Origin of the sequence: Sandarakinorhabdus sp. (assembly GCF_051860625.1) — a bacterium.
Lineage (GTDB): Bacteria > Pseudomonadota > Alphaproteobacteria > Sphingomonadales > Sphingomonadaceae > Sandarakinorhabdus.
In genome coordinates, this window is sequence record NZ_JBHYDQ010000005.1 from 165406 (window position 1) to 188984 (window position 23579).

At 66.2% G+C, this 23579-nt stretch carries 19 protein-coding genes; 6 read left to right on the top strand and 13 right to left on the bottom strand.

The features are described 5' to 3' along the window. Positions 1 to 3: 3 nt before the first annotated feature. Genes ACTIEZ_RS06940 through ACTIEZ_RS06950 form a run of 3 tightly spaced genes read right to left on the bottom strand, consistent with a single transcriptional unit; the run spans position 4 to position 5565 of the window. Positions 4 to 3378, bottom strand: a complete 3375-nt coding sequence (locus ACTIEZ_RS06940) for an error-prone DNA polymerase (RefSeq protein WP_439545932.1) — start codon at positions 3376 to 3378, stop codon at positions 4 to 6. After that, positions 3375 to 4859 (bottom strand): Y-family DNA polymerase, encoded by a 1485-nt coding sequence (locus tag ACTIEZ_RS06945; protein ID WP_439545933.1) that lies wholly within the window; start codon positions 4857 to 4859, stop codon positions 3375 to 3377. The genes ACTIEZ_RS06940 and ACTIEZ_RS06945 overlap by 4 nt, the downstream gene beginning before the upstream one ends. Continuing rightward, complete coding sequence (locus ACTIEZ_RS06950; RefSeq protein WP_439545934.1) at positions 4795 to 5565, bottom strand: ImuA family protein; 771 nt, start codon at positions 5563 to 5565, stop codon at positions 4795 to 4797. Before ACTIEZ_RS06950 ends, ACTIEZ_RS06945 begins: the two co-directional genes overlap by 65 nt. Positions 5566 to 5902: 337 nt before the next feature. On the opposite strand from ACTIEZ_RS06950, the gene ACTIEZ_RS06955 reads away from it, so the two are divergent. Further along, on the top strand, positions 5903 to 6205 hold the full coding sequence (locus ACTIEZ_RS06955; protein ID WP_439545935.1) for a hypothetical protein: 303 nt from the start codon (positions 5903 to 5905) through the stop codon (positions 6203 to 6205). 602 nt (positions 6206 to 6807) lie between these two features. Here ACTIEZ_RS06955 and ACTIEZ_RS06960 read toward each other — a convergent pair. After that, the gene (locus tag ACTIEZ_RS06960; RefSeq protein WP_439545936.1) at positions 6808 to 7425 is read right to left on the bottom strand and encodes a 2-hydroxychromene-2-carboxylate isomerase; all 618 of its coding nucleotides are present in this window, start codon (positions 7423 to 7425) and stop codon (positions 6808 to 6810) included. 41 nt (positions 7426 to 7466) lie between these two features. Between ACTIEZ_RS06960 and ACTIEZ_RS06965 the strand changes: the two genes are divergently transcribed. Next, positions 7467 to 8987, top strand: a complete 1521-nt coding sequence (locus tag ACTIEZ_RS06965; RefSeq protein WP_439545937.1) for a hypothetical protein — start codon at positions 7467 to 7469, stop codon at positions 8985 to 8987. Between the two features lie 16 nt (positions 8988 to 9003). On the opposite strand, the gene ACTIEZ_RS06970 is transcribed toward ACTIEZ_RS06965, so the two are convergent. Then, positions 9004 to 10533 carry an acyl-CoA synthetase gene (locus ACTIEZ_RS06970; RefSeq protein ID WP_439545938.1) on the bottom strand — a complete coding sequence of 510 codons (1530 nt, stop codon included), beginning with the start codon at positions 10531 to 10533 and terminating at the stop codon, positions 9004 to 9006. 40 nt (positions 10534 to 10573) lie between these two features. Beyond that, positions 10574 to 11887, bottom strand: a complete 1314-nt coding sequence (gene purB / locus ACTIEZ_RS06975) for an adenylosuccinate lyase (RefSeq protein ID WP_439545939.1) — start codon at positions 11885 to 11887, stop codon at positions 10574 to 10576. A 66-nt stretch (positions 11888 to 11953) separates the two neighbouring features. Between purB and ACTIEZ_RS06980 the strand changes: the two genes are divergently transcribed. Continuing rightward, positions 11954 to 14128 carry a primosomal protein N' gene (locus ACTIEZ_RS06980; protein ID WP_439545940.1) on the top strand — a complete coding sequence of 725 codons (2175 nt, stop codon included), beginning with the start codon at positions 11954 to 11956 and terminating at the stop codon, positions 14126 to 14128. A gap of 24 nt (positions 14129 to 14152) precedes the next feature. On the opposite strand, the gene ACTIEZ_RS06985 is transcribed toward ACTIEZ_RS06980, so the two are convergent. Continuing rightward, positions 14153 to 15694: a lipopolysaccharide biosynthesis protein gene (locus tag ACTIEZ_RS06985; RefSeq protein WP_439545941.1), complete on the bottom strand. Its 1542-nt coding sequence runs from the start codon at positions 15692 to 15694 to the stop codon at positions 14153 to 14155. Further along, complete coding sequence (locus ACTIEZ_RS06990; protein WP_439545942.1) at positions 15684 to 16205, bottom strand: flavin reductase family protein; 522 nt, start codon at positions 16203 to 16205, stop codon at positions 15684 to 15686. The genes ACTIEZ_RS06985 and ACTIEZ_RS06990 overlap by 11 nt, the downstream gene beginning before the upstream one ends. Before the next feature lie 74 nt (positions 16206 to 16279). On the opposite strand from ACTIEZ_RS06990, the gene ACTIEZ_RS06995 reads away from it, so the two are divergent. Further along, the gene (locus ACTIEZ_RS06995) at positions 16280 to 16513 is read left to right on the top strand and encodes a hypothetical protein (protein ID WP_439545943.1); all 234 of its coding nucleotides are present in this window, start codon (positions 16280 to 16282) and stop codon (positions 16511 to 16513) included. Between the two features lie 257 nt (positions 16514 to 16770). Continuing rightward, complete coding sequence (locus ACTIEZ_RS07000) at positions 16771 to 17337, top strand: winged helix-turn-helix transcriptional regulator (protein WP_439545944.1); 567 nt, start codon at positions 16771 to 16773, stop codon at positions 17335 to 17337. Here ACTIEZ_RS07000 and ACTIEZ_RS07005 read toward each other — a convergent pair. The 5 genes from ACTIEZ_RS07005 to ACTIEZ_RS07025 all read right to left on the bottom strand — a co-directional run bounded on the left by ACTIEZ_RS07005 (position 17334) and on the right by ACTIEZ_RS07025 (position 23238). After that, on the bottom strand, positions 17334 to 18206 hold the full coding sequence (locus ACTIEZ_RS07005; RefSeq protein WP_439545966.1) for a UTP--glucose-1-phosphate uridylyltransferase: 873 nt from the start codon (positions 18204 to 18206) through the stop codon (positions 17334 to 17336). The genes ACTIEZ_RS07000 and ACTIEZ_RS07005 overlap by 4 nt on opposite strands. Before the next feature lie 133 nt (positions 18207 to 18339). Beyond that, the gene (pdeM, locus tag ACTIEZ_RS07010; protein WP_439545945.1) at positions 18340 to 18999 is read right to left on the bottom strand and encodes a ligase-associated DNA damage response endonuclease PdeM; all 660 of its coding nucleotides are present in this window, start codon (positions 18997 to 18999) and stop codon (positions 18340 to 18342) included. Beyond that, a complete protein-coding gene (locus tag ACTIEZ_RS07015; RefSeq protein WP_439545946.1) occupies positions 18996 to 20351 on the bottom strand; it encodes a POT-type proton-dependent oligopeptide transporter in 1356 nt (451 codons plus the stop codon). Before ACTIEZ_RS07015 ends, pdeM begins: the two co-directional genes overlap by 4 nt. An 11-nt stretch (positions 20352 to 20362) precedes the next feature. Next, the gene (locus ACTIEZ_RS07020) at positions 20363 to 22765 is read right to left on the bottom strand and encodes a ligase-associated DNA damage response DEXH box helicase (protein WP_439545947.1); all 2403 of its coding nucleotides are present in this window, start codon (positions 22763 to 22765) and stop codon (positions 20363 to 20365) included. A 44-nt stretch (positions 22766 to 22809) separates the two neighbouring features. Then, entirely contained in the window at positions 22810 to 23238 is a 429-nt protein-coding gene (locus ACTIEZ_RS07025) for a DUF3617 domain-containing protein (protein ID WP_439545948.1), read from the bottom strand. Between the two features lie 103 nt (positions 23239 to 23341). Here ACTIEZ_RS07025 and ACTIEZ_RS07030 point away from each other — a divergent pair, with 103 nt between their 5' ends. Then, positions 23342 to 23578: a FitA-like ribbon-helix-helix domain-containing protein gene (locus ACTIEZ_RS07030; RefSeq protein WP_439545949.1), complete on the top strand. Its 237-nt coding sequence runs from the start codon at positions 23342 to 23344 to the stop codon at positions 23576 to 23578. Position 23579 lies beyond the last annotated feature (1 nt).

The window sequence follows — 23579 nt, forward strand, 5'->3', positions numbered from 1 at the left end:
CCATCAATGAAAATCCCGGCTGCGCGGCAGGATGCGCACGTCACGCGGGTGGCTGCCGCGCGGGTTTTTTGGCGGCGGCGGTTTGCGGCTCGTCGGTCCGTGCACCAGATCCTCGCTGGCCCGCGCCAGTGCCGGGGTGGCGTCGTGCGCGTCCGACAGGCGGTCCAATACCGCGCTCATATCGGTGATGCTTGTGGCCATCAGGTGCATCACGCCTTCGGGGCTGCGCTGCACTTCGCCGTCCACCTGCATCAGGCGGCTGGCCATGATGGCGCGGCGATAGCGTTCGAACAGGCGCGCCCACACCACCACATTCACCACGCCGCTTTCATCCTCCAGCGTGATGAAGATCGCATTGCCGCCGCCCGGCCGCTGCCGCACCAGCACCACGCCGGCCACCGTCGCGCGCCGGCCGTTCCGCGCCACATTGAACTGCGCCGCGCTCATCACGCCGGGAAACCACGGCCGCAATAGCGCCATCGGGTGGGCGCGCAGGCTGAGCCGCAGCACCTGATAATCGGCGGCCACCTCCTCGCCGGGCGCCATCAGCGGCAGATCGGCCTCCGCTTCAACACCCAGATCGCTGGCATCGGCGGCGGCGAACAGCGGCAGGCTCTCCGTCGGCGTGCGCAGCGCCTGCCAGCCGGCATCGCGGCGGCTAAGGCCCAGCGACGCACAGGCATCGGCATCGGCGAGCAATTTCAACGCGCGGGCGGGCAGGCCGGCGCGGGCGAGATCCTCCAGGCAGCGGATCGGCCGGGCGGCGGCGATGGCGGCGGCCCATTCTTCGCGGAAGCCGGTGATCTGACGCAGGCCGAGGCGCAGGGACAGGAGGGGGTCGGCACGCGCTTCCCCACCCCCGGCCCCTCCCCTGAAGGGGAGGGGAGCATGAGGGGCCGGGCGCAAACGTCTCCCCTCCCCTTCAGGGGAGGGGCTGGGGGTGGGGAAGGTCTCCAACGAACAATCCCACCCACTGAAATTCACATCCACGCCGCTCACCGCCACGCCATGCTCCGCCGCATCCCGCACGATCTGCGCCGGCGCGTAAAACCCCATTGGCTGCGCATTCAGCAGCGCGGCGGCAAACACCGCCGGGTATCGGCATTTCAGATAGGCCGACACCCACACCAGCCGGGCAAAGGCAATCGCGTGGCTTTCCGGAAAGCCGTAACTGCCGAACCCCTTGATCTGATTGAAACACCGCCGCGCGAAATCTTCCTCATATCCGCGCGAGACCATCCCATCGATCATCTTGGCTTCGAAAAATTCCATGCCGCCCTTGTTGCGGAACGTCGCCATCGACCGGCGCAGGCGGTTGGCTTCGGCGGGCGTGAAACTCGCCGCGGTGATCGCCAGTTTCATCGCCTGTTCCTGGAACAAAGGCACCCCCAGCGTCTTGCCGAGCACCATTTTCAGCTCATCGGGGTCATGCGGCGGGCCGGGGCTGGGGTAATGCACCGCCTCACGCCCCTGCCGGCGCCGCAGATAGGGGTGGACCATGTCGCCCTGGATCGGCCCCGGCCGCACGATGGCCACCTGAATCACCAGATCATAAAATTCCGCCGGCTTCAGCCGCGGCAGCATGTTCATCTGTGCGCGGCTTTCGACCTGGAACACACCGATGGAATCGCCCTTTTGCAGCATCGCATACACATCAGGCGCATCGCCCGGCACATTGTCGAGCGTGTAACGGGGGCCCACCTGCGTCTCGATCATGTCGAACGCCCGCCGGATGCAACTCAACATGCCCAGCGCCAGCACATCGACCTTCATCAGGCCGAGCGCGTCGATATCGTCCTTGTCCCATTCGATGAAGGTGCGGTCGGCCATGGCGGCATTGTGGATCGGCACCAGTTCATCCAGCCGGCCTTCGGTCAGCACGAAACCGCCGACATGCTGGGACAGATGGCGCGGCATGCCCATGATCTGCCCGACCAGGCCCGACAGCCGGGCAATCTCCGGGCTGTCGGGATCGAGCCCGCTTTCGGCAAAGCGCTCGCGCTCCATCTGATTGGAAAAACTGCCCCACACCGTGCTCGACAGCCGGCTGGTCAGATCCTCGGTCATCCCCAGCACCTTGCCGACCTCACGCACGGCGCTGCGTGGCCGGTAATGGATCACGGTGGCGGCGATGCCGGCGCGTTCCCGGCCGTATCGCTCATAAATCCACTGCATCACCTCCTCACGCCGCTCATGCTCGAAATCGACATCGATATCGGGCGGTTCCTTGCGCTCTTCGGAAATGAACCGCGAAAACAGCAGGTTGTGGACCGACGGATCGACCGCGGTGATGCCGAGCACGAAGCACACCGCACTGTTCGCCGCACTGCCGCGCCCCTGGCACAGGATGCCGCGGCTTTGCGCAAACTGCACGATATCGTGCACGGTCAGGAAGTAAGGCGCATAGCCAGCCTTGGCGATGATGCGGAATTCCTCCGCAAGCAGGGCCAGCATCCTGGGCGCTATGCCATCGGGCCAGCGTTCCCGTGCCTTTTGCAGGGTCAGCGTCTCCAGCCAGCCCTGCGGCGAATATCCCGGCGGCACCGGCTCATTGGGATATTCGTATCGCAACTGATCCAGGTTGAAATCGATGCGCGACAACAGCCGCGCCGGCTCGGCCAGGGCATCGGGGCGATCGCGGAACAACCGCGCCATGTCGGCGGCGGATTTCAGGTGCGCTTCCGCATTGGCCAGCAACTGCGTGCCGGCCGCCTGCAAGGTGCAGCCCAATTTGATGCAGCGGATCACATCATGCAGCGGGCGCTGCGCCGGCGTCGCATAAAGCGGCGCATTCAGCGCCAGCAGCGGCAGCCCCTGCGCATCCGCCACCCCGGCCAGCGCCGCCAGCCGCCGCCGATCCGCCCCCAGCCCCCACATCACCGCCCCCTGCCACAGCCGGCCGGGGCAGGCACGCGCCAGCTCGGCCAACCGTGCCTGCTGGCCGGGCTGCGGCGGCATGGCGATCAACAACAGGCCATCGGCATGTTCGATCAGATCGGCGAGATGCAGGATGCACCCGCCCTTTTCGGCGCGGCGATTGCCGGTGGTGAGCAGCCGGGTCAGCTGCCCCCAGCCGCGCCGATGCGCCGGATAGGCGATCACATCGGGCGTGCCATCAGCAAAAACCAGCCGCGCCCCCACGGCAAGCTTGAAGGGTGGCAGTTCGGTGCCGGCCTCCTGCGCGGCTTCGGCCAGATCCCGCACCGCCACATGGGCGCGCACCACGCCAGCCACGCTGTTGGTGTCGGCAATGCCGATGCCGGCATGGCCCAGCGCCACGGCCGCCGCCACCATCTCGGCCGGGCTGGAGGCGCCATCCAGGAACGAATAATGGGTTGCCGCCGCCAGCTCGGCAAAGCCGGCAACTGGCGGCATCATGCAAACAAACCATGCAGATACCAGCGCGGCGCCGCCGTTTCGCGTTCATACAGCCCATGACGGAATAGCCAGAACCGCCGGCCATTCGCATCCTCCACCCGCCAATAATCCCGCGTCAGCCCGGCGCCATCCTTGCGCTGCCACCATTCGGCCGCGATGCGTTCCGGGCCTTCCTGTGCCGTCACATCATGCACCTGGCGGCGCCAGCGGAAGCGGCGTGGCGGGCCATCGGGCACTTCGGCAAGCACTTCGATCGGTTGCGGCGGATCGAACAGGCGGATCGGGCGGGTGGGTGGTTCGCCCGGCACCGGTGAAGGCCAGGCGGCGGCCGGGCAATCCGCCAGCGCACCCAGGAAACTCGCCTGTTCGGGGATATGCGTCTCGGCCGCCACCGGCCGGCGCAAGCGGCCCCGCCCCAGCCGCGCCGTCAGCCGATCGACCAGTTCGTTCAACTGGGTTTCCGCCAGCGCGCCGCCATCCAGCCCAAGCTGCGATTCGTCCAGCCGCGCCGTGACCGGAACGCTGAGCCGCAACAGATCATAGCCGAAACCGGGATCGAGCGGATCGTTCAGCGCTGCAATCCGCTCATCGAACAGCCGCAGCACGGCCCGCGCGTCACGCTGCGGTTCGGCCGTATCCACCGCCAGGCGCGCGACATGGCCGTCGCTGCGATACAGGGCCAGCGCAAAATGCCGGCCGCCCACCCCAAGCGCCCCCATCTGCGCCGCACAACGCCGCAACAACCGCTCCAGCGCCACCCGCACCGCATCCTGTTGCACGATCGGGCTGGCAAAGCGTTGTTCGGCCAGCACGTCGGCTTGCGGCAGCAGCGGATCGAGCGGCTCCGGCACTGCCTCGGTAAGGGCATCCAATGCCGCCAGCAGCGCTTCACCAAAGCGCGAGGCGACCGCCGCCCGCGACAGGCGCGCCACATCGCCGACACAGCGCAAGCCGGCGCGGCGCAAGCCGATCTGCACCGGCTCCAGATCAGACAGCGCCGCCAGCGGCAACTCGCTCACGCGGGTCCCGCCGAACCGCGCCAGCGCCAGCGCGGCGGCCGGCGTCGCCGCCAACGCCGGTTGTGCGCTGAAGCCCAGCCGGTGCAGCCGCGTGACCACATCCGATACCAGGCTGGCCTCGCCGCCGAACAACTGCGCGCAGCCGCTGATGTCGATCACCAGGCCATAAGGCGGCCGCGCCGCCACCATCGGCGACCAGCGCGTGGCCCCCTGCGCCAGCCAATCCATGCACGCCGCATCGCCGCCCGGATCATGCGGGAGCGCCCGCAAATCCGGCAGCCGCGCCCGCGCATCGGCCAGCGCCAGGCCGGGCACGATCCCTTCATCCAGCGCAGCAGCATTGACCGCGCGTATCACCTGCCGGCCGCGATCATTGGCGACCAGCGCCAGCGGCGCATCAGGCGGCGTTGCACCTGCTCGCACCAGCCGCTCGGCCGGCAACCAGGGGAGGGCGAGTGCCAATATGCGCCGGGTACCTGGCAAAGGCAGCGCCGATGGGGCTGGCGGCGTCGCGGGTGATCGGGGTTCGGCTTTCGGGCACGATAAAGCTGCAACGGTCACGATCCCACTCCAGTAACAGGGCAATATCGGCCGGCCCGCCGCGCTGGCGTTCCAGCGTGAGCGCCAGCCGCGGCGGCCCCGGTGCCCCCGCCGCCAGCCGCCGCGACGGCTTGGCTTGCACCCGCCAGCGCGTCAGCGCCGCCGATGGCCGTGGCGGGCCAGCGCGCAGCAACAGCGTGAACACCCCCGAAGCCGCCGCCGCCAGTTGCAGGCGCCGCGTCACGGTCAGGTCCACCGCTGCCGCGCTGCCGGCCTCGATCACCACACAGGCCAGCGCGCCGCAGCGCTGCGCCTCCGCCGCGGCGCGCAGCATCGGCACCACCCCGCCGGCGGCCACCAGCCACAGCCGCCCCGGATCGCCGCCCAGCTCGGCCAGCCCGGCGCCGTGGAGCCTGCCGTCGTCGCTGTACGCATCCGCCACCCACAGGATCGGGCCGGCCCGCGGGCAGGCCAGCGCCAGCATCAACCCCAGCGCCGTCGCGCCCGGCCCATAAATCTCGTGACAGCCCGCCAGCACCACTCCGCCGCCCAACACGGCATCCAGTTGCCCGGAATCCAGCGCCAGCCGACCGGCAACGGCCGGAACAGCAACAGGCGCAGGTGGCACCAGGCGGGCAACAGGGGGCAAGGGCGCGACTCACTTCGACAACGTGTTCCACTTTTGTTCACGTTGCAGCCAGTGGCGCGGCGGAGTCAAGCCGGCCTGTCTGCGCAGTGTGAATCAGGCGCCGGGTTCAAGCCCGATTGCAGCCTGCAGTACGGGCAAGCGTCTGCCAAAAAAACACCCGTCACCCCGTGCTCGACACGGGGTCAGGCGCTGAACGACGGGTTTTGGCCAGGAATGACGCGAACCCACCCATGTCCAAGCAACCCCTCGCTTACGTTGCTGAGACCGAAACAGCCTTGCCGAAACAAAGCCGCAGTGACATATTATCGCTGCCTCATTGCAGGATCTGATTGCCGATTTAACGATTGTTAAGGTCGCGGTTGCCAAGGGATCGAACGTTCGTCGATGGAGCCGGAAACAGATGTCGGAAAAAGAACCTTACGGGTTTTTCAACCCCTTCGCCATGTGGAACCCGTTTATCAATTTCTGGTTCGGCACCATGACGGCTGCGACGCAGGAAACGCTCAAATTCTGGCGCTACCCCTTCAATCCCCCGCTCGAAGACGAGCGTGAAGTGGAAGGGCATCTGGATATTCCTGGCCCGCTGGAACGGGATTTTGAGCACAACCTGCACGCCTGAACTGGCCAAGCCCGCGCACCGCGTCTGTGCTTAAACACTGGCGCACCATGTCCATCCGACTGCGCAAATGGGCTCATGGGTGAATGCCAGCAAGCTTTGATATAATATCTGATTGCTATCACAAAGCAGGACCGCTTTCAGGATCGTCCTACTCCTCTCCGAACGGCAGAAACCAGGCGCGCAAAGCCGCCGGATAGCTCTGGACGCGTGAACGACTGCTTCGCCGGATCAGCGTCCCCAACGCAGCCACGCCGCTCCCCACCCCCTTCCTGACATGCCCCTCTGGCCTGCAGCACAAGCTGACAAGCAGGTGCCGGCCTGTCCTACACGCGCAAAGCGTGTCATCATGGCATTGTCTGCTGGTCTGTCGCAAAACCAACATGGACAATGAAAACAACGCTGAATCCCGCCGGATTCGTCAACTGTGTCAAAACCGGTCGGCGAATTCGCACTTTGCCCCAAGCGCGCAGGCCGTGGTTGAGATTATCTGCTCTTTGAAAAATCGAACGCAGGCGCGCCATAGCGGACGCCTGGAGGCAAACGGGTCCAGGGTCCGCGGCCGTTGCCACGTCATGGACTTGATCCGGGGCGGAGGCCCTTCCTCATTTTGTCGATGCCATCCCCCGCACCGCCTCCCGCACCAGCACCACGCGGTCCTGCCCGAAATACATGTCGTCCCCGCCCACATAGAAGGTCGGGCTGCCGAAGCCGCCACGCGCGATCAGTTCGTCGGTGTTGGCGCGCAACCGTGCTTTCAATTCCGGCGAATCGGCCTGTTCCAGCGCGTCCGCCCCCAGCCCGCCCGCCGCTGCCGCCTCGGCCAGCACATCGGCTTGCGCAATGTCGCGGTCCTCGCCCCAGTAAAGCTGGAAGATGCGCCGGGCCACTGCTTCACACACGCCGGCATCGTCCGCGACCAGGCACAGCCGCATCGCCCGCGCGCTGTTCACCGGGAAGATGCTGGGCGTCCATTTGATGGCGAGGCCCGAACGGCGGATCCAGTCGTGCAGATCCTTGGTGAAATATCGCGCCTTGGGCACCACCGGCTTGGCGCGCATTTCATACACGCTGGGGTTCACCGTGTTGAACACCCCGCCGACCAGAAACGGCCGCCACACGATTCCAAAGCCATCCTCGCGCGCCGCCGCCACCAGCGCCTCGAACCCCAGATAGGTCCATGGGGACGAGCAATCGAAGAAGAATTCCACCTGTGCCGACATGACCCTCTCCCCAAAACCAGATATCAAGTTACTGTGGACGCATGACGCATATCTTCAAACCGGCCATTTTGCTGGCACCGCTGGCCGTTCTGCTTGTTGCCGCAGCACCCACCACCCCGCCAACCACCGGACCGACCAGCAGCCTGGCCATGGAAATGGCGCGCGAAGAACGCCTGGCGCAAGCGGCCGGCCTGATCGACGACAACGAGACCGAAGCGGCGCTCAGCCTGCTCGATGCCCTGCTCGCCCAAGCCGATCTGCCCGCCGACCGCGGCCAGGTGGAGGCCTTGCGCAGCTTTGCGCTGGCCCGCCAGGGCAAGATCCCGGAAGCCCGCGCCGCCATCGAATTTGCCGCCGATGCCACCATGAACCCCACCTTGCTGCTGCTGCGGCAATTGTTCGTGCTGCGCGCCATCACTGGCGATGTGCCAGCGGCCGGCCAGACGCTTCAATTGATGGCGGTATCCGATCCGAAATGGCTGCAGCAATTGCCGGCCGAGCTGGTCAGCCAGGTGTTGGTGGGCACCACCGACCCCAATCTGAAATTCGATCTGGCCTACACGCTGGTCGGGGCAAATTATGCGCCGAAGGATGAAACCGTGGCGGCCGGCGACTGGCTGAAGCTGCAGGTGATTACCGGGCTCGCCACCCGGGGCCGGCTCGATGAAGCGCAGCCGTTCATCGAGAAACTGCTCAACCCGGTCAGCCTGGTGCGGTTGGCCATCGATCGGCGCTATCAATCGCTGTGGCCGGCCCTCGAGGCGCGGCTGGGGCCGGGCGCCGATAAAGCCGATGCCGCCTATCTGACGGCCAGCAAGGCCGCGCTCGATGCCGCGCCAGAAAATGTCATCGCCCGGCTCGGCCATGCCCAGGCGCTGAACATCGCATCGAAGGAAAAAGAGGCGCTGGCACTGGCCGACACCGCCAAGACCACGGAAGACATGGCCAAATTGCCCGACAATGGCCTGTGGTTGGTCAATCTGGCGGCACAATTGCTCGTCGATCTCGGCCAGGTCGATGCCGGGCTGGCGCGGTACACCACGGCGGCGAGCCTGGATACCAAGGATCGCCCGAGCCTGACCGGCTTGCTGATCAACCATGCCCTGCTCGCCGATCAGGCCGGGCGCGCCGACGCCGCCCTGGCCGCAGCCGATGTTGCCGAGCGCAAGATGGGCAAGGATATGAACGACTTCGGCAAGCTGTATCTGGCGGCTGTGCGGGCCTGCGCCCGCCATCGCCAGGGCGACAGTACGGCGGCAACCACCGCCTTGGCGCCATTGCTGGCGGCGCCCGATCGCAACGATGATGCCTATTTCCAGGCGATGCTGTGCGTTGGCCGCAACGATGATGCGGCGCGCGCCATCATCAAGCGCCTCGATGATCCCGACAAGCGCAGCGAGGCCTTGTTCGAGCTGCAGCCCTTCCTGATTGCCGATCATGCCGAACTGCCCGGCCGCCGCAGCCGCGCTGATCTGCGCGCGTTGAAGGCGCGGGCGGATGTGAAGGCGGCGTTCGCGAAATGGGGCCGCGATCTGCCGGCGGCGGTCAGTCCGCCCCGATAGGCGCTTGCGCGCTGTATCAGCGCCGGAAGCGGTCCCGCAGTTCGAATTTCAGCACCTTGCCCGCCGGGTTGCGGGGCAGCGCCGGCACGATTTCCAGCCGGCTCGGCAATTTGTAGCGGGCCAGCCGCTGCGTGGCCCAGGCGCGCAGGCTTTCGATATCCAGCGTCTCGCCCGGCTTCAGCGCGGCTACTGCGGTTACGCTTTCACCCCATTTTTCATTGGGTTCGCCAAAGATCGCCACTTCGGCGATTGCGGGATGATCATAGATCACGGCTTCCACTTCGGCCGGGTAGATATTCTCGCCGCCGCTGATGATCATGTCTTTCAGCCGGTCGCAGATATACAGTAAGCCGTCGTCATCCAGATAACCGATGTCGCCGCTATGGAACCAGCCTTCGGCATCGATGGCGGCTGCCGTGGCCTCGGGCTTGTTCCAGTATCCGCGCATGATGTTGGGGCCGCGCATGATCACTTCGCCGCGTTCGTTCGGGCCGAGCGGCGTGCGGCCATCTTCGGCGACGACGCGCAGATCGACAAAGAACATCGGCTTGCCGGCCGAACCAAGCTTGGCCAGAGCGAAATCGGGCCCAAGATAGGTGCCCGAAGGCGCGGTTTCGGTGAGGCCATAACCCTGGTTCAACGGAATGCCGCGCGCGTTGTAGAGCCTCAGCAATGGCTCTGGCACCGGCGCGCCGCCACACATGATGACGCGCAGACTGGACAGATCGGCCGCTTCGAAATCCGGTTGCTGGGCAACAAACAGCAGCATCGCCGGCACCGCAAAGGTGGTGGTGACGCGATAACTGCGCACATCCGCGATGAACCGCGCCGGATCGAAAGCGCGGTGCAACACGACATGGCCGCCCTTCTGCCAGCAGCTCAACGGCGTGACGTTGAGGCCACCGATATGGAACAGCGGCGCCATCACCAGGCTCACGTCCTTTTCGGAGATATCGGCCCCCAGCGCACCGTTGATGTTGGCCCACCAGAAATTGCCGTGGGTGAGCATCGCACCCTTGGGCCGGCCGGTCGTGCCGGAGGTGTACATGATCACCGCCACGTCATCGTCCGCAGTCTCGACACGATCGGCCAGTGGTGCCGCATCGCCGACGAAATCGCTGATCGGCTGCCAGCCGTCTGCCGGCCCGTCGGCCGACAGATAGCGCCGGCAACACAGGCTGTCGCGCACGCTGTCGATCACCGGGCGGTGCGGTCCGTCCACGACCAGCGTGTGGACCCCGGCATCATTGATGATGTAATCAAGTTCCGGCCCGGTGAGGCGGAAGTTCAGCGGCACGAAGATGGCGCCCAGCCGGGCGGCGGCAAACAACAGATCGAAATAGAGCGGATTGTTGAACCCGAGGAAGCCGACGCGGTCGCCACGGCAGATGCCGCCGGCTTTCAGCGCCGTCGCCAAGCGTTTGATGGCGTCGCCCATCTCGCGATAGCTGCGCGTACTGCCTTCAAAGCTCAGCGCTGGCCGGTCCGGTGTTTGCAGCACCCGCCGGCTGAACCAGCTATCCAACCCGATATCAGCCTTGATCATGATCGTTCCCCGAAAATATGGCCCCGGATCACCATGGCCCCTATGCCCCGAACACCCGCGCAAAGATCGTGTCGACATGGGCGAAATGATAGCCAAGGTCGAACAGGCCATCGAGCTCGGCATCGGGCAGATGCGCAGTCACGTCGCCATCGGCCTTCAGCAGATCGAGCAGCGACAGGGCACCGTCAGCCTCCCAAACCTTCATGGCGTTGCGCTGGACGAGGCGATAGGCATCGTCGCGGGTCACGCCGGCCTGGGTCAGGGCCAGCAGGATGCGCTGCGAATGAATCAGGCCGCCCATCCGGTTCAGATTCTTCGCCATGCGCTCAGGATAGATCAGCAATTTGTCCACCACCTGCGTCAGCCGGGCCAAGGCGAAATCCAGCGTGATGGTGGCATCCGGGCCGATCATCCGTTCCACGCTGCTGTGGCTGATGTCGCGTTCGTGCCACAGCGCGACATTCTCCAGCGCCGGGGTGACGGCGGAGCGCACCATGCGGGCGAGGCCGGTGAGATTTTCGGTCAGCACCGGGTTGCGCTTGTGCGGCATGGCACTGCTGCCCTTCTGGCCGGGGCTGAAATATTCCTCCGCCTCCAGCACTTCGGTGCGCTGCAGGTGGCGGATTTCCGTCGCCAACCGCTCGATGCTGCTGGCGATGACGCCCAGCGTCGCGAAGAACATGGCGTGGCGATCGCGCGGGATGACCTGGGTGGACACCGGCTCGATGGCGAGGCCCATCTGCTCGGCGACATGCGCCTCCACCCGCGGATCGATATTGGCAAAGGTGCCGACCGCGCCCGAAATCGCGCAGGTGGCGATATCGGCGCGTGCTGCCAGCAGCCGCACGCGGTTGCGGGCAAATTCGGCATAAGCCTGCGCCAGTTTCACGCCAAAGGTCGTCGGTTCGGCATGGATGCCATGGCTGCGGCCCATGGTGGGGGTGAATTTATGCTCCAGCGCCCGGCGCTTGATGGCCGCCAGCAATGCATCGAGATCGGCCAGCAACAGGTCCGTGGCGCGGGCGAGCTGCACGGCGAGGCAGGTATCCAGCACATCGCTGCTGGTCATGCCCTGGTGCATGAAGCGCGCTTCCGGCCCGACTTGGCTCGCCACCCAATCGAGGAAGGCGATCACGTCATGCTTGGTCACGGCCTCGATCGCGTCGATCGCGGCGACATCGATGGTGGGACCCGTCGCCCACCAGTCCCACAGCGCCTTGGCGGCGCTTTGCGGCACCACGCCCAGATCGGCGAGTTTCTGGGTGGCATGCGCTTCGATCTCGAACCAGATGCGGAACCGGCTTTCCGGTTCCCACAGGGCGACCATTTCGGGGCGGGAATAACGCGGGATCATTGCGGGGCCTCTTCAACAAGTGGCGCGCGCCTAGCATGGCGGGGCAGACTTGCCTATCTGTCGGGGGTGAATCCGCCTGCCTCTCGTGTCCGCGTCATCCCCTTCCAGCACGGGCTGGGCGCGCTGGACTATGCCGTGCCGGCCGGCATGGCGCTTGAGGCCGGCGATGCCGTGGAGGTGCCGCTCGGCCCGCGCCGCGTCATCGGCGTGGTGTGGGATACCGAAGCATTGGCCGCGCCGGACGTGCCGGCCAACAAGCTGCGGCCCGTGGCAGCAAAGCTGGATCTGCCGCCGCTGGCCGAGCCCCTGCGCCGGCTGATCGACTGGACGGCGGATTATTATGTCGCCAGCCCGCTTTCGGTGGTGCGCATGGCCTGGCCGTCGGTGGCGTTTCTCAACCCACGCGAATTCACCGAGTACAAGCTCGGTGGGCCGGTGCCGAAGCGACTGACGCCGGAACGCGCCAAGGCGCTTGAAAAACTCGAAGGCAGGCAGGGAAGCGCCCGCGATTTGGCGCGCATGGCCGGCGTCTCCGAAGCGGTGATCCGCGGTCTGGTGACGGCCGGCACGCTGGTGGCAGAGCGCGTGTCCGGCGATTCCAGCCCACCCGTGCCCGATCCCGATCATGCCACGCCGCTGCTTTCGGACGATCAGCACAGGGTAGCGGACACGCTGGTCGCCGCCGTCAAGGCCCGCAAGGAAGCTCCGTTCCTGCTGGAAGGCGTCACCGGGTCTGGCAAGACCGAAGTCTATTTCGAAGCGGTGGCACAAGCCATCCGCGACGGTGGCCAGGTGCTGGTGCTGGTGCCGGAAATCGCGCTGACCGCGCCGTGGCTGGATCGCTTTGCGGCGCGCTTTGGCTGCCCGCCGCTGGCCTGGCACAGCGACCTCAAGACCAGCGAACGCCGCGCCGCCTGGGCCGCCATTGCCGATGGCCGGGCGCGGGTGGTGGTCGGCGCGCGCTCGGCGCTGTTCCTGCCCTATGCCAATCTGCGCTGCATCATCGTCGATGAAGCCCATGAAGCCAGCTTCAAGCAGGAAGAAGGCGTGCATTATCACGCCCGCGACGTGGCCGTGATGCGCGGACGGATGGAGAGCCTGCCGGTGGTGCTGGCCACCGCGACGCCCGCCATCGAAACCCAGGTGCTGGCCAGCCGCGGCATCTATGCCCATCTGCTGCTGCCCAGCCGCTTTGGCGGCGCCGAACTGCCAGACGTGAAATTGGTGGACATGACCCGCCACCCGCCGACACGCGGCACCTGGCTGTCGCCGGTGCTGGTCGCGGCGATCACCGAGACGCTGGCACGCCAGGAACAATCCCTGCTGTTCCTCAACCGCCGCGGCTATGCCCCGCTGACCCTGTGCCGAAATTGTGGCCACCGCATCCAGTGCCCCAATTGCACGGCCTGGATGGTCGAGCATCGCCTGTCGCGCCGGCTGGCCTGCCACCATTGCGGCCACCAATCGCCGGTGCCCGAACGCTGCCCGGACTGCGGCGAGACCGATCATCTGGTCGCCTGCGGCCCCGGCGTGGAACGCATCGCCGAAGAAGTGCGCCGCACCTGGCCCGATGCGCGCACTGCGGTGGTGACCAGCGACACCATCACCAGCCCGGCCCGTGCCGCGGCGCTGGTGAATGCGGTGGAGGCCCGCGAGATCGACATCATCATCGGCACCCAGATGGTGACCAAGGGCTATCATTTTCCCGATCTGACGCTGGTCGGCGTGGTTGATGCCGATCTGGGGCTGCAGGGCGGCGATCTGCGCGCCGGCGAACGCAGTTGGCAACAGATCGTGCAGGCATCGGGACGCGCCGGACGCGGCGCCAAGCCGGGCCGCGTGCTGATCCAGACCCACCAGCCGCAGGCCGCGCTGATGCAGGCGCTGGGCAAGGGCGACGCCGCCGCCTTCTTCGCCGCCGAAATCGCCGCCCGCCGCGATCTGGGCCAGCCGCCGTTCGGCCGGCTGGCGGCCCTGATCATCAGTTCGGAAAGTCCCGATGCGGCCCGATCCGCCGCCGAAGCCCTTGGTGCAGCCGCCCCGCGGCGCGAGGGCCTGCTTGTGCTCGGCCCGGCGCCAGCAACCATGGCGATGCTGCGCGGGCGGCACCGGCATCGCATCCTGGTGCAGGCACGGCGCGAACTGCCGCTGCCGGCAATCCTGCGCGACTGGCTGGGGCGGGTGCCGCTGCCCGGCAATGTCCGTGTGGTGATCGATGTCGATCCCTACAGCTTCGTCTGAAGCCAGCCCGCGCCGCCAGCGCGGCTAATCGCGGGGCAGCACCGGCGCCATCGGCAGATTGGCGGCATCGGCCTCCAGCTTCTTCAGGCCGCGGGCGAACAACAGGCGGTCGGCGCCGCGAAAACCCAGGGTCCAGATCGCCAGGCCATAGCTGCCCAGGATGGCGAAAAAGCCGATGGTGAGCTGGATGGGCTCCGGCGTGCGCAACACCAGCAAACCGACGCCGAACGCAGGCAGCGCCGCCGCCAGCAGCGACCAGCGCCAGCCGGAGACGGGATGGCCCAGCGTTGCCGCCAGCAACCGGGATTTGCCCACGGATTGCAGCAACGCCGCGATGGCCAGCGCCAGGGCCGCGCCCACTGCACCACCCACTGGCCCTTCCAGCGTCACCAGCCACAGCGTGAGGCCGGCCTGCACCACCAGGCCAATCGCGGACCACATCAGGTTGCGGCCCCGCGCCACATAGATCAGCGCCCCTTCGGCCACGGCGGCCTGCGCGGCAAACAGCTCGACCGCCAGCAGCACGGTCAACACCAGGAATCCACTGGCAAAGGCCGGGCCGAACAGGCCCATGCCGGCTTGCCCGATCATGCCCAGCGACAGCACCGCCGCCAGTTGCACGGCGGCCACCCAGAAGCTGATCTGGCGGATATGCGCCGCAACCTTGGCCAGATTGTTCACCGCCAGATTGCGGGTCAGCACCGGGCCCAGAATGGGATCGAAACTGGATTTCAGCCGCTGCGGCAGGGACGCGATCTGCTGCGCCACATAATAGATGCCGACCAGCTCGGCCGACGCAAAGCGGCCAAGGATGAAGATATCGAGCCGGCGCGCGCCCCATTCGGCGATGTCGGCGCCGGCCAGCGGGCTGTTGCGGCGCACCAGTCGCCACAGCCGCGCCGGATCGGGCCGCCAGCCGGTCGGCCAGCCAAAGCGCCGTACGGCGGGCGCCAACGCCGCCAGAAACGCCGCCAGCATCGACAGCAGATAGGCGATCAGCATGCCGTCGCCCTGCCAGGCGGTGAAGGCCAGGGCCAGCGCAGCGATCGACAGCATCCACGGCTCGATGATCGACCGCGCCCGCACCGTGGCGCCAACGTCGTGGTGAAAGGCCAGACCCGCCAGCGCGACATCGGCCAGCGCGATGAACGGGATGATCAGCGCGAACCAGCGATCGAGCGGATGCAGGCGGGTGGCCGGGAACAATAATTCGGGAACCGCAACCAGCACGGCGGCGCCCAGCAGGGAGGCCAGCAGCGCCACCAGCAGCGCATCGGCCATTGCGGCGGCCTGATCATCGGGACGGCGCGCAAGGTCTTCGGCCAGGCCGCGCTTCAGGCCCAGCGTGGCCAGCATCGCCACCAGCTCGACAACCATGGTGGCATAGGCAAAGCGGCCCAGCGCCTCGGCACCATAGAGCCGCCCGGCGATGAACAGGAACGGGAATCGCGCCGCCAGCCGCAGCACATAGCCAAAAAAGCTGGTGCGCCCACCCTTGACCAGTGCCGCGGTTTCGGCGGCGGTTTCCGGCGCCTCCCGGCTGGAGGTCGGCGGTTCAGCCAACATGCACCCGGCGATAGCGGCCGTGCAGATACAGCAGCGGCTCCCGCGCGGTGTCGAGCGCCAGCCGGACGACGCGGCCGACGATGATGCGATGATCACCGCCATCATGATCGGCATGCAACGTGCAGGCAAAGGCCGCCTTTGCCGTGGCAAGCACCGGCACCCCGTCCCAATCCAGCCAATCGTGCGCGCCGAAGCGATCGAGATCACGCTGGGTGAAACGGTTGGCCACTGCCTGTCCGTCGAGATCGAGAATGTTGATCGCAAAACGCCCGGATTGGCGCAGCACCGGCAGCGCCGACGCGCCATTGGCCGGGCAGAACAGCAGCAGGGGCGGATCAAGGCTGACCGAGGTGAAGCTGTTGGCCGTCAGCCCGACCCGTTGGCCGTCGGGCGACTGGCTGGTGACCACGGTGACCCCGGTGGCAAAACACCCAAAGGCATCGCGCAGCAGCCGGGCATCAAAAGGTGATTCGGCCAGAGCGGCGGGCGCTTGGAGAGGCATGGCTGTCATGCCCGTTCCCCTATCGCGAATCCACGCCTCGTCAATGTTGCGGATGGCCACGGCAGCGCGATCCACGGTGCAACGTGGCACAAATCACGCTGATCATCGCTCAGCCGGTCGATATCGATCGTGCGCTTTTCTGGCTCGGTGAAATTGATGCAAAGCTGGCCAATCGCCGGGCGCTGCTTGCCCATCGCTGTGATGGTCAGCCACTGCCGGCGGAAAATGGACCATTGCGATTGGTGGTTGCATGCGAAGCAAGAGCGACACGATCAATTCGTCAGTTAGTGGCATTACGCGTGCCGACACTGTGTTAAAGCGCGGCTCAAATGCCGATGGCGATTACATTGCGATTGACTTATGCTGATCCTGATCAGTTATACCTACGGGATGTTATCTCCCCACTTTTCAATGCAGCTTTGCGCTGGTAAACGCTGGCCTAACGAAAGAAAGGTCGCATTCGAATTCCATGAGGATCGGGATTTTGCATCATGACCCGGCAGCGGCCGGCGCCTTGTCAGTCGTGCTGGCGCGCTTCGGGTATCGACCAGTGGCCTTCACGGGGGGAGACGCCTTGGCAGAGGCCTTGGCCCATGAACATTTCGATGTGCTGATGATGCGATGGGACGGGCAAGACCTGTGTGGTGTGGCGCTGATGCACCGCCTGCGCGGTCGCCAGGCCAACCCGCCAGCGATGGTTCTGATGCTCAGCGCCGATGCGCCAGGTGCCATCGGCGAAGGGGCTGATGCCTTACTCACCGATCCGTGGAGCGATGCCAGCATCGAACAGGCCATCGCCGATGCCACCGCCGGGCGCGGCGTGCAGGGCGCGGCGCGGGAGCAATTCGGCAAATTGATATTCGATCGCGCCGCCTGCCAGGTGCTGGTGCGTGGCCATCCGGTGCTGCTGACCGCCAAGGAATTCGCGCTCGCCTTGCTGTTCATGCGCAACGCCGGCCAGGCCTTGTCGCGTGATCAGATCATGACCAGCGTGTGGGGCCGCGGTGACCAGCCCGGCAGCCGCACACTTGACGCCCATGTCGCCCAGGTGCGCAAGCGCCTGGCGCTGCGGCCCGACCAGGGTTGGCGGCTGAGCAGCGTCTATGGCTTTGGCTATCGCCTCGACAAGCTGGAAGCCTAGAGGCTCTGCGTCTTCAGCCAGGCCCGCACGGCCGGGCCGACATCGTCGCGCTCCAGTGCCAGCGCCACATTGGCCATCACATGCCCGGCCTTGTCGCCGCAATCAAAGCGGGTGCCCGTGAAGGTCAGCGCGTGGAAGGGCTGCACGCCGATCATTTCGGCCATTGCATCGGTCAGTTGAATCTCGCCGCCGGCGCCGCGCTTGCCATGGGCCAGCACGTCCATCACTTCGGGCTGCAGGATATAGCGGCCGATGGCAGCCAGCCGTGACGGCGCCGTGCCCTGCGCCGGCTTTTCCACCAGGGCCTTAACCTCGGTAATCAGGCCATCGACTGTGCCTGGTGACACGATACCGTACCGATGCGTATGTTCCTCGGGCACCTCCAGCACAGAAATGATGTTGCCGCCCAACCGGTCATAGGCAGCGCACATTTCCTTCAGCGCTGGATTGGCGGGGCTCCACAACAGTTCATCGGGCAACAGCACGGCAAAGGCTTCGCGCCCAACCACATGGCGCGCGCACCACACGGCATGGCCCAGGCCCGCCGGCTCCTGCTGGCGCACATAAAGGATACGGCCCGGTTCAAGCTGGGTATCATCAAGCACGGCGAGTTCGGCCGTCTTGCCGCGCCGCTGCAGCGAATCGACCAATTCACGGGCGATGTCGAAATAATCCTCGAGCGCGCTCTTGCCGCGCGCGGTCACAAACACCAGCCGTTCGATGCCAGCCGCCAATGCTTCGTCCACCGCATACTGCAGCAACGGCTTGTCGACCACCGGCAGCATTTCCTTGGGCACCGCCTTGGTGGCCGGCAGGAAACGCGTGCCCTGCCCGCCCACCGGAAATACCGCGGTCTTCACTGGTTGCATCGCCATTGCTGCCCCTTCTCCTTGGCCGGCACCATTGCCATGGCATGGCGCTGGTCAAGCAAAACTTCGGTTAAACATTCGGCAAGTCGGTTAAAAACCCCGATAAGGCCATGTTGGTTCCGCGCTGCCGCAATCAAATCGGAAACCGCAGCACCCGCTCCCCCTCCACCACCAGCGCACAGGCGGGGCCGACCAGCGCGTTGCGAATGGCGGGATCGCCCACCTCCAGCCCGCCGGTGAAGGCACCGAAGGCGGGCAGGATCAGCTTGGTCGGGCCGGCGGCGACGCAGCGCCGGGTGATGTGGCGGCCGCGATGGCGGATCACCAGCTTGGGGTGAAAATGCCCGGAAAGCTCGGGCGTGGCATCCAGCGGGTCGGCCTCATGCCGCAACACCAACGGTCCAATCCGCGCCGTTTCCATTACCTGCCCGCCAAGGCTGGCAGCGGCATCTTCATCGTGATTGCCGGTGATCCACCACCAGTCGAGATTGCGCGTCATCAGGCCCAGGGCGTGGCGGGCTTCGGGCAACAGGCGTTCCGGGCCGTCCTGATCATGAAAACTGTCGCCCAGGCACACGATGCGCCGAGCCGAAGTATGCTCCACCGCGCTGATCAGAAGCTGCAGGGTTTCAGCGGTCGCATGCGGCGGCAGCAACCAGCCGCGCGCGGCGAAATGGCTGGCCTTTTCCAGATGCAGATCGGCCACGAACAAGGTCGCGGCGGCCGGCCACCACAGCGCGCCGCTGGCCAACAGGGTAAAGGTCTCGCCGGCAAACCCGAACTGTGGCGTCATCCGCCAATCAGCCGCCGCACCAGCGGCCGCAGCGCCAGCGCCAACAGGGCGCCGCCGCCACCCACCGCCGCCATCAGCCACCAGAAACCGGCCGGCCCCAACGGCTCCTGAAAACGGCCCAGCCAACCCGATGCAATGTTGGCCGCGCCAAAGGCCGCGATGTTCAGACTCATCAGCGTGCTGGCCAACCGCGAGGGGGCATGGACCGATACAAAGCTGTTGGCCGGCGGATCGAGCCAGCCATAGGAGAGATCAAGCAAGGCAAAGAAGGCGAGCACGAGCAGGATCGGCACCGGCGCCGCGCCGGCGGCCGTGGTGACCAGCGCCAGCATGGTCCAGGCTGCCGCCACCAGCAGGCCGGCCACCGCAAGCTTGGTCATGGCATCGGGTTCGCGCCGGCCCAGCCGGCTCCAGAGTTTCAGGGCCAGGAAAATACCGACGATGGTCATCAACCCATCATAGGTAAGCAGCCAGGTGACCGGCACCATGAAGCCGGCGACATCCCGGTCCATGGCGTCCTGCGCCCAGACCAGCAGCAGATTATAGGCCTGCATCGCACCGGCATAGACCACGGTGAACGGCACCAGCATCAGCACGATCGCAGTGACCGCAGCACCGTCGCGCGTTGATGCCGGGCGGGCGGTTGGGGGGCGGGCGGTGGCGGGGCCGGGTCTGACGGCCCGACTGATACGGTCGGCCGGCAGATGACGCGTGCCGACCATATAGATGATCAGCCCCAGCAGCATGCCCACGCCGGCCGCGGCAAAGCCCCAGTGCCAGCCGACAAGTTCCCCCAGCGTGCCGCAGATCAGCGGCGCCAGGATCGACCCGACATTCAGCGCCATCAGGTGGATCGCATAGGCCCGGGTGCGCCGATCATCGCCGGCGCCATAGAGCATGCCGACTTGGGCATAGAGATTGCCTTTCAGGCAGCCGCCGCCGAGCAGCAACAGCACAAGCGCCGGCAGGAACAAGGCTTCGAAGGCCATGGCGAAATGCCCGGCCGACATCAGCAGCAGCCCCGCCAGCACCAGCCGGCGCTGCCCGTAAAAGCCATCGGCCAGCCAGCCCAGCGCCAGCGGCGCGATGTTGAACAGGCCGATGTAAAGTCCGAACAATTGCGCGGCAAAGGCCGTGGTGGTCAGCGGCCCGGTGAGCGCCTCGACCCCGGCGCGCAGGGCCGCGAGGCCGGCGACATTTGCCGCCACTTCGGGCTGCAGCAGATGGCTGACCAGATAAAGCGGCAGCAGCGCCTGCATCCCATAGAAAGAGAATCGCTCCCAGGCCTGGGTGAAGGCCAGGAAGCCCAGGCCGCGTGGGTGACCGAAGAAAGCGGTGTCGGGGGTGCTCATCGACGTTGCGGTTAGTCGACTCGCATCGCCTCGGCAATCAGCGCTTCGGCCTCCAGCAGCAACGCCGAATCAGCGCTCTCGCCCACGCGTTCGCGGCCGATGGTCAGCAGGGACGGCACCGCCAGTGGCGACACCCGGTTCAGGCGCATGTGGGTCAGGTTCGAATGCGCCTGATCCAGCAGCGCCGCCAGCCGATCGATGTCGGTCAACTTGCCGCGCGCATCGGTCCAGGCGGCGGCGAGCAGCAGATGGTCGGGCTCATGCTTGCGCAGCACATCATAGATGAGATCGGACGACACGCTCATCGCCTTGCCGCTTTTCACCACACCGGGCTGGGTGCGCTCGATCAGGCCGCCGATGATGGCGACCTCGCGAAACGCCCGGCGCAGGAAGGGCGAGGCGGCAAGCCAGGCCGCCAGCTCATCTTCCAGCACCGTCGGGTCAAACAGCGGCCGCGGATCATCGACCGGGTCAAGGCTCCAGCAGGCCATGGCATAGTCCGAGGCGACAAAGCCAAGCGGCTTCAGCCCGGCACGCTCCATGCGCTGGGTGATCAACATGCCCAGCGTCTGGTGGGCGGCATGGCCGGCAAAGCCATAGGCAATCAGATACCAGCGGCCGTCGCGCTCGAAGGTTTCCACCAGCACATCGTCCAGCCCCGGCAACCGCGAGACGCGGGCCTGGATGGCCAGCCATTCGCGCACATCGCCCGGCATCTCCCGCCAGCGCGCTTGCGCATTCATCAGCCCGCGCACCCGCATCGCCAGCCGTGTCGTCATCGGCATGCGCCCACCGGCATAGACCGGCACCTTGGGGGAACCACGCCCCATCCGCACATGCACATCGGCGCCTTCGAAGCCCGTGACTTCCAGCACCTGGCCGGCAAACATGAAACTGTCCCCCACCAGCAACTGCCCGGCGAAATATTCCTCGACCTGACCCAGCCGCCGCCCGCCCCGCCCTTTCCCGGTCCCGAACACGACATTCATCGCGACGGCCTCCACGATGGTGCCGCTGTTCATCCGCCATTGCCGGGCCAAGGCGGCCGATCGCAGTCGTACGCGGCCATCGGGCTGGGTAATCAGCCGCTGGTAGCGTTCATAGGCCTTCAGCGCATAACCACCGGTGGCGGCATAGTTCAGCACGGCATCGAAACTGTCACGGGTCAGGCCCGCATAGGGCGCCGCGCCTTTCACTTCATTGTACAGCGCGGTTGGATCGAACGGCCCGGCCGCGGCACAGCCGACGACATGCTGCGCCAGCACATCCAGCGCGCCAGGGCGGAAACCATCGGGATCAAGCTCACCGGCCTGCACGGCATCGCGGGCCGCCAACGCCTCCAGATATTCAAACCGGTTGCCAGGCACGATCAGGCAATGGCTGGCTTCGTCCATGCGATGATTGGCGCGGCCGGTGCGCTGCAGCAAGCGCGACGCCCCCTTTGGCGCGCCCATCTGGATGACGAGATCGACATCGCCCCAATCCAGGCCGAGATCGAGGCTGGCGGTGGCGACGATTCCGCGCAGCCGGCCAGCGGCCATCGCCGCCTCCACCTTGCGGCGGGCTTCGGGTGCCAGGCTGCCGTGATGGATACCGATCGGCAGCGCCTGGTCATTTTCCGCCCACAAATCGCGAAACACCAGTTCGGCAACCGCCCGCGTGTTGACGAAGACAATGGCCAGCCGCGCCTGCTCGATGCGCTGCATCACGGCGCGCGCCGCCCAGCGGCCATTATGGCCAGCCCAGGGGATGCGATCGTCGATCACCAATATGTCGATTGCGGGCGCTGCACCGCCAGCCGCGCGGACAATCTCCACCTGATCGGCATCGGCATCGGGCGCCAGCCAACCCGCCCAGCTTTCCGGATCGGCAATGGTGGCCGACAGGCCGACGCGCTGCAGCGCCGGCGCCAGCCGTTGCAGGCGGGCCAGACACAGGGACAGCTGATCACCGCGCTTGGTGGTGCCGAAAGCGTGGATTTCATCGATGATCACACGCTTCACGCCGGCCATCATCGTGGCGGCTTCGGGCGCGGAAAGCAGGATGGCGAGGCTTTCCGGCGTGGTCAGCAGGATCTGCGGCGGACGCACTTTCTGGCGGGCCTTGCGATCCGACGGCGTGTCGCCGGTGCGGGTTTCGACCGTGATATCCAGGCCCATCTCGTCAATGGGATTGATCAGATTGCGCTGCACATCCACCGCCAGCGCCTTCAGCGGCGAGATATACAGTGTGTGGAGGCCCTCATGCGGATTGGTGGCCAAGTCCGCCAAGGTCGGCAGGAAGCCCGCAAGCGTCTTGCCCGCCCCGGTCGGCGCCGTCAGCAGCGCATGACGACCGCGCACCGCGGCATCGATCATCGCCAGTTGATGGTCGCGCACCTGCCAGCCGCGGGCCGCAAACCAGCCCGCGATCACGGGCGGCAACCCTGACAGCAGCGCAGGCAGACGCAGCGCCGGCGTTATTTGCAGGGGCCCAGCCGCCGCGCAGTGACCCGACTGACCATCGTCATCGGGCCGGCGACCATGCGCGAGGTCATGTCGTAGCTGGTGGCCGTATAGCGCCCGGTCATGGTCATCGTGGCCGGGCCTTGTTCCGTCTTGCACTGCATCTGTGCATCAATGGTGCCGGCGTCCATGCTGAAACGGTCCAGCTTGCAGCTCTTGTCGGCGTTCAGCATTTTCTTCGGGTCAGCTTCCGCCTCTTGCGGGGTCAGGCAATATTGCGTCGTGGTCGGCCGGTCCTTCATCATGGCCAGCGCACCCGGCGGCATACCGGGCATCACCATCTCTTCCACAATCATGCGGCTTTCCCATTGGCCGGGCGTTACCGTTGGCGCCGCCTGGGCGGCAGTGAGCGGAGGGAGGCTGGCGATGAGGATCAGGCGCATGTGCATGACCCTATGTGTATCAGCCGGCCGAACCAGCGGCTAGGCCAACTGCGGCCGGTTGGCCGAATTGCGAGATCGATGATATCATGATATCAGGCTGTGTATGGCGCAGATTCTGGTCCGTAATCTCGATGAGCATGTGAAGGCGGGCCTTGCTCGCCGGGCCGCGCGACATGGCCGCAGCCTGGAGGCAGAGGCGCGCGCGATCTTGGCTGAAGCGGTGGCGCCGGCCGAGACGGGTCTCGCCACCTACATGCAAATGCTGTTCGCTGATTGCGGATTGGAAGAACCTATTCAGGAATGGAAGGGCCAAACCATCCGGCCTGCGGAATTTGATTGAG